This is a genomic window from Streptomyces sp. NPDC050997, from assembly GCF_040660135.1.
GTDB lineage: Bacteria > Actinomycetota > Actinomycetes > Streptomycetales > Streptomycetaceae > Streptomyces.
The window spans coordinates 116,184-128,427 of record NZ_JBFAGK010000009.1 but is presented as its reverse complement, the minus strand read 5'-3'; the positions used below and the strand labels follow the sequence as shown (position 1 = coordinate 128,427).

Sequence of the window (12,244 nt, the reverse complement as noted above, 5' to 3'; positions counted from 1 at the left end):
GTACCGGCTTCCCGACGATCCGTCAATCATGCCCAGGGGCAGGTGATATGCCATGTCACCTTGGGTCCACGGGAGTTTCGTGGCGGAGGCCCGCGGGCCTGCCGGGCGTCAGTGGTGTCCACCAATGGTCCGCAGCGTCGCCCGTCCGCAACGTCGCGCGTCTGCGACACTGCCCGTCCCGGACATACGAGGATCCGCGGTACGCCCGCTGCTTCGGGCGTACCGCGGATCCTTGTCCCCGTCAGCGAGTGCCGACCGCCGCGCGCACGGCCCGGCGGGCCAGCTGGCAGTCGTCGTGCAGCCGCCTCAGCAGCAGCCGCTGTTCCTCGCCGGACGGCGCGGCACCCGGTTGGGCGACTCCCGGTGCCGTCGGGGTCGTGTCGTGCATCGAACGCTGCACGGCCGTCTCGTAGGTACGGATCTCACGGGTCAGTACCAGCATCAGGTTCACCAGGAACGCGTCCCGTGAGGCGGGCCCCGCCGACTGGGCGATCTGGCTGATCTGCCGCCGGGCCACCGGGGCGTCCCCGAGAACCGACCACAGCGTCGCCAGGTCGTACCCCGGCAGATACCAGCCCGCGTGCTCCCAGTCCACCAGCACTGGACCGGCCGGGGACAGGAGGATGTTGGACAGGAGTGCGTCGCCGTGACAGAACTGGCCCATGCCCCCGCGGCCCGCGGTCGCCGCGATGCCGTGCAGCAGTTTCTGCAGGTCACCGAGATCCCGGTCGGTGAGCAGCCCCAGCTCGTGGTACCGGTTGATCCGGGTCGCGTAGTCGAGCGGAGCGTCGAAGGTGCCCGTCGGCGGCCGCCAGGAGTTCAGTCGGCAGACCGCGCCGAGCGCCGCCCTGATGTCCGCGCGGGGCGGGGCCTCGGCGGGGTGCCGGTGCAGGGCCGCCACCCGTCCGGGCAGCCGCTCGATGACGAGGGTGCAGTTGTCCGGGTCCGCCGCGATCAGTCTCGGCACCCGCACCGGGGGGCGGTGCCGGACGAACGAGCGGTATGCGGCTATCTCGTGGCGGATCCGCTCGGCCCACACGGGGGAGTGGTCCAGTAAACACTTGGCGACGGCGGTGTTGCGCCCTGTCGTGCCGACCAGGAGCACGGAGCGTCCGCTGCGGCGCAGCACCTGCACCGGGGCGAACTCCGGGCAGATCCGGTGCACCGACGCGAGCGCCGTGCGCAGCTGGGCGCCCTGGGGGCCGGACAAGTCGAGTCTCCCGCTGAGCGGTTGGGTGCCGAGCCCCGGAACACGCCGTGCCCTGCCCGCACCGAGCACGGGGGCCGTGGGACGCGCGGGGTCGAGGTAGGGGCCGCCGCCCGCCGGGCGGGGGTGCAGCGACCGGGGTGGGGCGGACACGGAGGACGATGCTGCGTACATGGGCTGAACAGATCCCTTCGTGTGCCTGCTACAACAGTGCGCTGCCCGGCCCGGTCCCCCGGGTGCACCCTGGGGAGTGCGTCCGTTGTTCCAAGAAGGTGACCGGGTCGGGGTGGCGCATTCCTACCTGACACCCGATGCCCACTGGCACACCATCTGGCGCACCCTGGCGAACCGTGGCGAATAGTCGCCCGGCAACTCTCACCGGGCTACTGTCAACTCAGCCGAGTACCTGGGGGCTTGACGTGAGCGGACAATCCAACACCCGCCTGTCGGACCTGTTCGGCCTGGCCGGCTGGTCCAAAGGCGAACTCGCGAGACTGGTCAACAAGCAGGCGGCGGCCATGGGCCACCCTCAGCTGTCGACCGACACCTCACGGGTGCGGCGATGGATCGACACGGGAGAGATCCCGCGCGATCCGGTGCCGCGGGTGCTGGCGGTCCTGTTCACCGAGCGTCTCGGCCGTGTCGTGACCATCGAGGACCTCGGTCTGGTCCGGCACGGGCGTGCGGGGAGACGGCAGGGTGGCGGGAGTGCGGAACATCCCGACGGAGTGCCGTGGGCGCCCGAGCGGACTGCTGCGGTCCTCACCGAATTCACGGGAATGGACCTCATGCTCAACCGACGCGGTTTGGTGGGCGCGGGCGCCGCGCTCGCCGCGGGATCCGCACTCAGCAGCGCCATGTACGACTGGCTGCACACCGATCCGACCCTGAGGGCCGACGCCCCCCGGTTCGACGACCCCCTGCACGCCGATCCGGCTGGGTTCGACCGCTACGAGGCCGCCCCCATCGGATCACAGGAGATCGAGGAACTGGAGAGCTCGGTCGAGGTGTTCCGGGCCTGGGACGCGGCCCGCGGCGGCGGGTTGCAACGCAAGGCAGTCGTGGGCCAGCTCAACGAGGTGGGCGGAATGCTCGCCTACCGACATCCCGACCATCTCCAGCGGCGCCTGTGGGGCGTCGCCGCCAATCTCGCCGTCCTCGCGGGCTGGATGTCGCACGACGTCGGCCTGGAGCCCACGGCCCAGAAGTACTTCGTCATCGCCGCCCATGCCGCGAGAGAGGGCGGCGACCGGCCCCGCGCCGGTGAGGCGCTCTCCCGAGCGGCTCGCCAGATGGTGCACCTGGGCCGGCCCGACGACGCGCTCGACCTGATGAAGCTCGCCCAGTCCGGCTCCGGCGACGAGGTGTTGCCGCGGACCAAGGCGATGCTCTACACCATCGAGGCCTGGGCGCAGGCGTCGATGGGCAAGGGCCAGGCGATGCGTCGCACCCTCGGACAGGCGGAGGACCTCTTCGTCTCCGACCGGGGTGACGAACCGCCGAGCTGGATGCAGACCTTCAAGGAGGAGGATCTGTACGGCATGCAGGCCCTGGCCTACCGCACGCTGGCCGAGCACGAGCCGGGCGCGGCCGTGCACGCCCAGCACTACGCGGAGAAGGCGCTGGCCCTCAGGGTCGACGGACGCCAACGGTCGAAGATCTTCGACTTCCTGTCCATGGCGTCCGCCTGCTTCATCGGCGACGATCCCGAACAGGCGGACCGGTACGCACGGCTCGCCCTGGTGTCGATGGGCTCCAACTCCTCCCACCGCACCTGGGACCGACTGCGCCAGATGTACCGGCTCACCGCCGAGTACTCCGGCTATCCGAAGATCAACGAACTGCGGGAGGAGATCAGGCTGGCCCTGCCCAGGCCGAAGGGCAGGGGCGGCAACAGCGCACCGGCGTAAGGGCGGTGGCGTTCCGAGCCCCTCCGGCGACCTCACGTGGTGAGGCGGTGGGTACGACACCACCTGCCGAGGGGGTGGTTACGACAGCACCTGCCGAGGGGTGGTTACGACATCACCTTGGCGACGAGCACGCAGGCGTCGTCCGCGCGTTCGTCCTCGCCGAACTCCTCCACGACCATCCGCACGCAGTCCTGTGCGGTGCGCGCCTCGCCGAAGCGCGGGGCCAGGTCGAGGAGGCGGTTCGCGGCCGTCGCGCCTCTCCCGCTCTCGGCTTCGCCCGGGTGGGGGGACTCCCATCGCCCGGGCACCAGCCCGTCGGTGTGCAGCAGGAGCAGGTCGCCCGGTCGTAGGGCTTCCTCGGCCTGCTCGTAGACGGCACCGGAGGTCGCACCGAGCAGCACGCCTGCCGGTGCGCGCAGCCTGCGCCCCCGCCCGTCGCGGAACAGCAGCGGGGCGGGGTGTCCGGCCTGCGCCCACACCAGGGTGCGGGTCTGGGGCCGGTAGCGGCAGCAGACCGCGCTGCCGAGGGCCGGCTGCACGGTGGCGTCGAGCAACTGGTTGAGCCAGGCCATCAGTTGGCCTGGCTGGGTGCCGGCCACGGCCATTCCGCGGACGGCACCCAGCAGGGTCGCCATGCCGGAGGTCACGGCGACCCCGTGGCCGGTGAGGTCACCGACGCTGAGCAGGGTCTCGCCGTCGGCGAGTTCCAGCGCGTCGTACCAGTCACCGCCGATCAGGGCACTCGTCGACGACGGCAGATAGTGCGCCGCGAGGTCGAGTGTCTCCGGTCCCTGGTGCGGGAGCCGCAGGGAGCCGCGCCACGGCGGCAGCACAGCTTCCTGCAGCTCGACCGCGAGCCGGTGCTCGGTCTGCGCGTGGTGCCGGTGGCGTTGCAGCGAGTCACGTGTCTTGCTCACCGCCCGCTGGCTACGGCGCAGTTCACTGACGTCCCGCAGCACCGCCCACATCGACGCGGTACTGCCGTCAGGGTCGAGCACGGGCTCGCCCATCATGTGCACGGTCCGTATGTCGCCGCCCGGGCGCACGACCCGGAACTCCCCGTCGATGGGCTTGGCGTCGACGAGGCAGTTGGTGACCATCGTCGTCAGCTTCGGCCGGTCCGCGTCCCACACCAGGGACGGCAGCTCGTCGAGGGTCAGTGGGGGAGCGGCGGGGTCACGGCCCAGGATCTGGTAGAGCTCGCCGGACCAACTGGCCTCGTCCGTAAGGAGGTTCCACTCCGCGCTGCCCACCCGGCTGAGCAGCGAGTCGCGCCGGGGAGTGGGCGGCACGGCTCGGGCGCCGGGCTCCGGCTCTGACGGCGCGGGTGCGGCGGCTACGGGCGGCGGACCGTCCCGTAGCTGCGCCAAGTGCTCGTCCAGGTCGTTGAGTTGGTGCAGTGCCAGGTCGTACAGCGCGCGCTGCCACCGGTCCTGCGGGTCCGAGCCGTCCGGCGGCGTGTCCCGTCGTACGGCGTCCACGTCGCCCTTGAGCCGCCGCGTCTGCGAGATGAGCGCGTCGACCGAGCCGCGTCCTGGCGGCTGGGCTGCTGGGCGGTCCGCAGAGAGATGGGACGGCATGACGCACTCCGATGCGGGACGGTACGACCAAGGCGGGCGGAAGGACCGGTTACGACTGTTGCACAGCCCGCGACGCGCTGTAAGGGATTTGGCAACACACGATACGGTGGTGCTTCTGGCATATGCCACAGTCTTCACGGAGTGGTCGGCTCCTGCGCCTGACGGAGGGCGCTGAGCGGGTCAAGTCGTAGGTTTCGTACGGGACTTGACGGATCACCGTGATGGTTGCCACGGCGTTCATTTATGTGTTCGACGACCTTGTGTTCTAAGGAGTGTGGCACGGGGTCCCGGATCCGGACCGCCCTCGTTCGATGTGACTCAGGTCACATCGTCATCCTGGAGCAGCCCGCCCGCGCCGACTGATCACGGCGGACGGGCGGGCGCTGTACAACCTGCGCGAATGACGCGGATTCGGTTGCTCAGGCGAAATCAGTTGGCGGGCTTGCCGAACCAGCGGGAGAGGTGGTCGTCCAGGTCCTGCTGATCGTCGCCGATCCAGGCGACGTGGCCGTCGGGGCGTAGCAGGACGCACGGAGCATCCAGTACCGCAGTGGGATCCGCGAGGTGGTCGACCCGGTCCGACCAGTCGCCGACGGTCAGGCGTCCGGTGCGGTCCAGCAGCAGGCCGCGTCCGCGATGCAGCAGACCGTAGAGGCGGCCGTGTTTCACGTCGATGTCGGGCAGGCGGCGGCCGAGCAGGTCGGGGCCTGCGCCGAAGTCGTAGCGGATGCCGATCGCGGTGATCTTCTCGATCAGATAGCGGTTCACCTCGTCGAAGTCCATCAGTTCGGTGAGCAGCCTGCGCACGGCCTGCGGGCCCGGTTCGGTGGAGTGCAGTTCCATCTGGGCGCGGGTGTTGTCCAGCACGTCCTCGGCGACCGGATGGCGTTCGGCCTGGTAGGTGTCCAGCAGTGTTCTTGGCGCCCAGCCGCGGATTTGTGCGGCCAGTTTCCAGCCGAGGTTGAATGCGTCCTGAACCCCCAGGTTGAGGCCCTGTCCGCCGGTGGGCGGATGGATGTGTGCCGCATCGCCGGCCAGCAGCACCCGCCCGACCCGATAGCGTTCGGCGAGCCGGGTGGCATCCCCGAAGCGGGACAACCAGCGCGGGGAGTGCACGCCGAAATCGGTTCCGGCGATGGTACGCAGCTGTTGTTTGAAGTCCTCGAGGGTGGGTGGTTCCGTGCGATCGCTGACTCCCGCGGCGGGGACGACGACGCTGTAGGCACCTTCGCCGAAGGGCCTGAGCCAGAATCGCTTATTGGTCTCGCTGATTTCGGTCACCTTGGCGGCGATCTCCTCCCGCGGCACACCCACTTCCATCTCGCCCATCAGCGTCTCGGTCCGCGAGGGCTCACCGGGGAATCCGACGCCGAGCAGTTTGCGTACCGTACTGCGCCCGCCGTCACAGCCGACGAGATAGCGCGAACGCAGCTGTTCGCCGTCGGCCAGCTCGACGGTCACGCCCTCGTCGTCCTGCTCGAAATCGGCCACCGCACGACCGCGCAGGACCTGCGCACCCAGTCGCGTCGCATGTTCTTCGAGCAGCTGAACGATGACCGGCTGCGGGATGCCCAGCAGATAGGCGTGCGCGGAATCCAGGCCCTGGGGCGCGGGTTTGTTGATGGCGGCGAAGAATCCGCCGGCCGGACGCTGCCTTCCGTGTTCGAGAATGCGATCCAGCAGTCCGCGCATTGCCATCAGCTCGATACTGCGAATATGCAGACCGACTATGCGGACGAACGAAACGGGCTCGGTTTCCTTCTCCAGAACGAGTACCCGCACATCATGCAGCCGTAGTTCGGCGGCCAGCATCGCGCCGGTCGGCCCGCACCCGGCAATGATCACGTCGAACATGAGGGGCGCGCGATCGGCGCCGGAGGCCGACGACCGGAGTCCGGGGACGTCGCCCACGGTGACGTCGCGCTCGGCCGTGTCGTTCGACGACGGCTCGGCGGTGAACTGTGGAGAATGCATAGGTGTTGCCTTTCGGGAGTGCCTTGTTGGCGAGGCACTCCCGGCGACACCTACGTCAATCGCCCGACCGTGACGGGAAGGGGGAGCACCCACATCGATACAGCGTTCATGGGTCTCACCTCCTCGGGCGGTGTCACGTTCCACCGCAAGCTACAAGCCCGCGCATCACTGCGTCCAACCCTTTTCCCAGCCACGTGATCACGACTCCGACGGTGTCTGACCATGGGCGAGATCAGTACCGCAGGACAGCCGCCATCCCGTCGGCGTCGCCCAGGGCGCCGTCCGGTACGAACCGCACGTCGGCGCCGGTCTCCAGGCACTGTTCGACGATCTCGTCCACGACGTCCTCGCGGGCGTCGATGTCGCCGCTCACGGCTGGGACCAGATGGTCGCCGCTGTCGTCACGCACCGTCACCCGGAAATTCTCCTCGACGGCCAGCAAGCGCACGCGGCCCTCCCGGGCGCTCTGCCACAGCTCGTCGACGCCGGCCGCGAACGCCCGGTGCCCCCGTGCCGATTCGAGGGCGCGTACCACTGTGTCGGTGATCTTGTGGGCCTCGGCGGTGACCGACGGCCGGACCGCCTGCCACACGGCCTCGGGGGTGCCGTGGGCGAGCCCGCCGTGCGGCAGATGGACGGCCTCCTTGATGACGCTGCCGACCTGGTCCAGGACGGAGAGCGCGGCGGGCTCACCGGTCACGTACAGCGGCCGTTCGTCGTCGCGCAGCACCGCGCTCATCGCCGTGTCGACCGCGCGCAGGAAATGGCGGGTGTCCTCGTCCTGGAAGGTGCTGGGCAGGTCGCCGATCCGTTCCTGGCGTTCGGCGTCGAAGTTGTCGCGGCTCCTGGCCAGGGGGAAGTCACCGGCGAGGGCCTCGGAGACACGGTCCGTGCCGCCGTTCCACAGGGTGGCGCGGTCGGCGGAGACCGAGAGCACCCAGAAAGGGCGCTCGGCGGCCTGCGCGGAGACCAGGTTGCGGGTCAGGAACGTGTCGGAGAGAACCACACGTTCAGGCACGGGCCTGGCCAGCGACCACACCTGGTGCTCCCCCGGAGCGGCGTAGATCACCAGGCCGTCCTCGGCGTGCGCCAGATCCACCTCGGCGAGGGCCTGGTCGAGCTGCCGGGCGACATCCATACGCCGCTCCCGGGGAACCGCCGGATCGGCCTCCACTTGCCGCTTGGCCTCGGCCACAACGTTGCGCAGCCGGACCCGGTCCTGGGCGTTGTCGGGTTCGCGGCGATGCGTGGGCGTCAGCACGGACACCGCGGGATAGGGGCGCGGGCGGCGCAGTCCGGTGAGGGTCGCGGTGCTGAGTGCGTGCTCCATATCAGCACCATAGGACCGATTACAAGATCAGGCATTTGGGGCAATCAGGCCGGAAGTCCCGGAGAGATGATCCACGCCCGGACCTGGCCCACACCCTCGCCCGGAGTCGTATGTGGCCGACGGCTACCGCACCGCCGTACGTCAGTCGCGGACGTCCTCGGGGCCGCAGGAGCTGCCGTCCGGCGGGAGCAAGCCGTACAGCAGGAACGCGACGACCTTTCGGTGCACACACTTGGAGGACGCGTAACCCGTGTGTCCCTCGCCCTTGTTGTCGAGCACCACGGCCGAGTCGCCGAGCCGCTGAGCCGTCTCCACGGTCCAGCGGTACGGCGTCGCCGGGTCGCCGCGGGTACCCACGAGGAGCATCTTGGCGGTGGGTACGTCGCGGACCTCCTCGCGGATGTAGTCGGTGCCCTTGGGACGGCCGTAGCACATGAGGTACTCGGTGAGCCGGTAGCGGCCGAAGACCGCGGAGGCCTGCTCGTACTCGGCGCGCAACCGGCCGAGGTCCCGGGTGATCCGGTCGGCGTCGGGGCGGTCCGGATCGTCCGCGCAGTTGATCGCCATCAGCGCCGCGGGAAGATTGTCGGCGGGCACGTCGTCCTCGTCGACGAGACCACCGCCCGCCCCCGCGCGGACCCGCACGCCGGACGCCCGGAACCCGGACCCGGACCCGCCGCCGGAGAACCCGAGGAGCGCCCGGGCGTCCCCGTCCTCGACCAGGGAGGCGAGCGCCCGCTCCAACGAGGGCCACAACTCCTCGCTGTAGAGCCCCTGGCTGATCGCGCCGACGAGATCCTGCCCGGTGAAATCCTCGCCGAAGTCCGTCGGCACCGGGTTCTCGTCGAGCGACGCGACAAGCCGTACGACCTCCTCCCGGGCCGAGCGGGCATCGGTGCCCAGGGGACAGGCGATGTCCCCCACGCACCAGTTGACGAAGTCCTCCAGCGCTCGCTGCTGTCCCGCGGCACCCGCGAGGCCCTGCTCGGACAGCGGCTCGGTGAGCGTGTCCACACCGTCGAGCACCAACCGGCCGACCCTCTCGGGGAACTGGGCCGCGTACACCGCGCCGAGCCGCGTTCCGTAGGAGAAGCCCAGATAGTTGAGCTTCTTGTCACCGAGGGCCTGGCGTATCACGTCCAAGTCGCGGGAGACGTTGACCGTGCCGATGTACGGGAGGACCTGCCCGGAGTGCTTCGCGCACTCGACGGCCGCCTCGCGTGCACGTTCGAGCACGGCCTTCGGATCGTCGGTGACATCGGTGTCCTCGTTCGTCACCAGGGCGGAGTCCGCGGTGGCGTCGCCGCAGCTGACCGGTGAGGACCTGCCGACGCCGCGAGGGTCGAAGGACACCACGTCGTAGCCCTTCGTCAGGTCCATGAGGTCGTCGCCCCCGGCGGCGAGTTCGGCGACTCCCGCGCCACCGGGCCCGCCGAAGTTCAGCAGCACCGAACCACGTGAGGGGCCGGTCGCCCGATAGCGGGCGAGCGCGAGATCGAGGGTGGCGCCCCGCGGCTTGGTGTAGTCGAGGGGGACGGTGACCTTCCCGCACTGGAGATCCTCGGGTATCTCCACGCCCTCGCACTTCGCCCACGCCACCTTCTGGCGGTAGAACCGCGACAGATCGGGTGCGGAGGTGTCCGACGACCCCGTCGGAAGCCCCGCGCCGAGCAGGGCCAGCCCGGCCGCCGAGGTGATCGCGCAGCGCCGGACCGTGGACCGCGTCGACAGCTTGGCCAGCATCGATGCCTCCAGGGGCGCCCGTCGCGGACCGGGGAGCGGCGCCCTCGATCACGATAGGCGGACCCCGCAGGGCGCGCCTCCGGGCGAGCGGGATCGCGGCGCCGGGCCTACCCTGCGCCATTTCTGCGCGCATACGACGGCTTTGCCGCCCGTTCGATAACCATGACGCTCGATGGGGTGAAAGGCAGATAAGCCATAACTCGGCTGCTTCACCCGCCGTTTTATCCGGTGCGGGTGAGTGCCCGCGACCATGTCTGGAAGGCAGGGACCCTATGAAACGGGTTACCCGAAACGGGATGATCGCCGTCGCCGCCGCCTCGGGGGCGATGGCAGTGGCCGCGCCGGTGCCCGCCGCGTTCGCGGCCCCTGGCGCCTCCGCGGACGGCGCCGCGGTGGGCTCGCCCGGGCTGATCTCCGGCAACACCGTCCAGGTCCCGGTGCACGCCCCGGTGAACCTGTGCGGGAACACGGTGAACGTGGTGGGGCTGCTCAACCCCGCAGCCGGCAACAGGTGCGGGAACGGGAGCGGCGGCGGGTCGGCGTATGGGCCCGGCGGCAGGGACGCGCGGGGTTGGGCCGGAGCGCACGGCGGCGCGGAGTCACGGGGCTGGGCGGGTACGCACGGCGGTGCGGGCGCGCACGGCGGTGCAGGCACGCACAGTGGTGCGGGGAGGCATGGCGGTGCGTACACGCATGGCGGTGCGGGGAGGCATGGAGGCGGGGCGAGTGCGAGCGGCGGCGGAATCGATTCGTCGGGCGTGCTCTCCGGAAGCGGCGTCCAGCTCCCGGTCGAGCTGCCCGTGAACCTCATCGGCAACAGCGTGAACGTGATCGGCGTCGGCAACGCGGCCGTGGGCAACGAGTCCGTGAACACCCAGGAAGACAGCCCGACGGTGCCCGACCGCCCCGTCCGCCCCGACCTCCCGGTGCGGCCGGCGCACAGGCCGCCCCCGCCGAAGGCGAACCCCGGCCGGCGGTCGGCCCCGCCGCAGCACGTCACGGGCGCCCTCGCCCACACGGGAGCCGACCGGACCGCGCCCGCCGTCCTCGGCAGTGCCGCGCTCATCCTGGGCGGAGCGATCGTGTACCGGCGCTATCGGCCGCAGGCGGCACGCTGACCACCTGCCTCACTCACTCCACGGAAGCATCGGCGGGCCCGCCGCGCCGGGAACACGACCAGTGGATCCGGCAGCGGGCCGCGGCTCTGCGCCTCGCCCGCGGCCGCGGTCCGTGCGCGGCCGTAAACGGCGTTGCCGTGAACGCGTCCTGATGGTGGAGTGACCGCATGGATCACACCGCGGTACTCGCCCTGTACGACCGGGACATGCGCGAGGGCGCACAGCCCGACGGTCCCGGTACCCGGATCGAGCGGGTGGGGCGGGTGGTCCGCCAGGTGGCCTCCGCCCAGGGCTGGAACGGTGTCGTCTGGTCCGACCTCGACGAGGCGTCCGCCGACGCGGCGATCGCCGAGCAGATCGCCCACTACTCCGGTATCGGGAACGAGTTCGAGTGGAAGCTCTATGGCCACGACCTGCCGGTGGACCTCGGTAAGCGTCTCAGGGCCGCCGGGTTCACGCCCGAGCCCGAGGAGACACTGATGATCGCGGAGGTCGCCGATCTGACCCTGGACGTCGACCCGCCCGAGGGCGTCCGGTTGCTGCCGGTCACCGAGCGGGCCGGCGTCGATCTCGTCGCGGACGTGCACGAGAAGGCGTTCGGCACCGACAGCTCCCGGCTGAGACACCAGTTGCTCGCCCGGCTGACGGACGATCCGGACACGGTCGTCGCCGTCGTCGCGCTGGCCGGTGACACACCGGTGAGCGCCGCCCGTATGGAACTCGTCCCCGGCACCCGCTTCGCGGGCCTGTGGGGTGGCGGCACCGTCGAGGCCTGGCGTGGCCGGGGCATCTACCGCGCGCTCGTCGCCCACCGGGCCCGCGCCGCAGTGTCCCGCGGCTACCGCTACCTCCAGGTCGACGCCTCCGGCCAGAGCCGCCCCATCCTCGAACGCCTCGGCTTCCAGCCGCTCACCACGACGACGCCGTACACGTACGTGCCGTAGTCCACGCCACGTACGCGTACGTGCGGAATCCACGCCGTTCATGGCCTGTCCGGCGTACGTCAGGCCGTCTCCGCCGTTCCCGCGCCGGACGGCGTCAGCGGCGAGCCCGCGACCGGTCCAGTGCGGCCACGCCCAGGGCGGCGAGGCCGATCTGAATGAGCCACTCGACCCAGTCCACGCCGTTCGTGTCGGACACGTCGAACGCGCCGGCGAGCGCCGAGCCGATCAGCGCGGCGGCGATGCCGACGAGAATCGTCCAGAGGATTCCGATGCGTTGGCGCCCCGGGACCACGAGCCGACCCAGGACACCGATGACGATGCCGATGACGATGGCACTGATGATGCCGTCGATCTCCATCTCCGCCCCCTCCTTGTCAAGGCCCCCGCATCCATGAGGATGCCCGCTGGAGCCGGGGACAGTCCGGCCCCGCGAGGCGC

The 12,244-nt window shown here is 70.5% G+C and carries 9 protein-coding genes; 3 read left to right on the top strand and 6 right to left on the bottom strand.

Annotated elements, in window-relative coordinates:
- Positions 1 to 241: 241 nt before the first annotated feature.
- Positions 242 to 1,381 carry an aminoglycoside phosphotransferase family protein gene (locus AB0H86_RS21840; protein WP_362441003.1) on the bottom strand — a complete coding sequence of 380 codons (1,140 nt, stop codon included), beginning with the start codon at positions 1,379 to 1,381 and terminating at the stop codon, positions 242 to 244.
- Positions 1,382 to 1,626: 245 nt separating this feature from the next.
- Between AB0H86_RS21840 and AB0H86_RS21835 the strand changes: the two genes are divergently transcribed.
- Positions 1,627 to 3,117: a hypothetical protein gene (locus AB0H86_RS21835; RefSeq protein WP_362441000.1), complete on the top strand. Its 1,491-nt coding sequence runs from the start codon at positions 1,627 to 1,629 to the stop codon at positions 3,115 to 3,117.
- A 104-nt stretch (positions 3,118 to 3,221) separates the two neighbouring features.
- Here the strand turns inward: AB0H86_RS21835 and AB0H86_RS21830 are convergent, their stop codons facing one another.
- The 4 genes from AB0H86_RS21830 to AB0H86_RS21815 all read right to left on the bottom strand — a co-directional run bounded on the left by AB0H86_RS21830 (position 3,222) and on the right by AB0H86_RS21815 (position 9,744).
- The gene (locus AB0H86_RS21830) at positions 3,222 to 4,697 is read right to left on the bottom strand and encodes a SpoIIE family protein phosphatase (RefSeq protein WP_362440997.1); all 1,476 of its coding nucleotides are present in this window, start codon (positions 4,695 to 4,697) and stop codon (positions 3,222 to 3,224) included.
- A 429-nt stretch (positions 4,698 to 5,126) separates the two neighbouring features.
- A complete protein-coding gene (gene rox, locus AB0H86_RS21825; RefSeq protein WP_362440993.1) occupies positions 5,127 to 6,671 on the bottom strand; it encodes a rifampin monooxygenase in 1,545 nt (514 codons plus the stop codon).
- Between the two features lie 232 nt (positions 6,672 to 6,903).
- Positions 6,904 to 8,001, bottom strand: a complete 1,098-nt coding sequence (locus AB0H86_RS21820) for a chemotaxis protein (protein ID WP_362440989.1) — start codon at positions 7,999 to 8,001, stop codon at positions 6,904 to 6,906.
- Positions 8,002 to 8,142: 141 nt separating this feature from the next.
- Positions 8,143 to 9,744, bottom strand: a complete 1,602-nt coding sequence (locus tag AB0H86_RS21815) for an alpha/beta hydrolase (protein ID WP_362440986.1) — start codon at positions 9,742 to 9,744, stop codon at positions 8,143 to 8,145.
- Positions 9,745 to 10,040: 296 nt separating this feature from the next.
- On the opposite strand from AB0H86_RS21815, the gene AB0H86_RS21810 reads away from it, so the two are divergent.
- Positions 10,041 to 10,862: a chaplin gene (locus tag AB0H86_RS21810; RefSeq protein ID WP_362440983.1), complete on the top strand. Its 822-nt coding sequence runs from the start codon at positions 10,041 to 10,043 to the stop codon at positions 10,860 to 10,862.
- A gap of 167 nt (positions 10,863 to 11,029) precedes the next feature.
- Positions 11,030 to 11,806: a GNAT family N-acetyltransferase gene (locus AB0H86_RS21805; protein ID WP_362440980.1), complete on the top strand. Its 777-nt coding sequence runs from the start codon at positions 11,030 to 11,032 to the stop codon at positions 11,804 to 11,806.
- A gap of 94 nt (positions 11,807 to 11,900) precedes the next feature.
- Here the strand turns inward: AB0H86_RS21805 and AB0H86_RS21800 are convergent, their stop codons facing one another.
- Positions 11,901 to 12,164, bottom strand: coding sequence for a GlsB/YeaQ/YmgE family stress response membrane protein (locus tag AB0H86_RS21800; RefSeq protein ID WP_362440977.1), 264 nt, complete (start codon positions 12,162 to 12,164; stop codon positions 11,901 to 11,903).
- Positions 12,165 to 12,244: the final 80 nt, after the last annotated feature.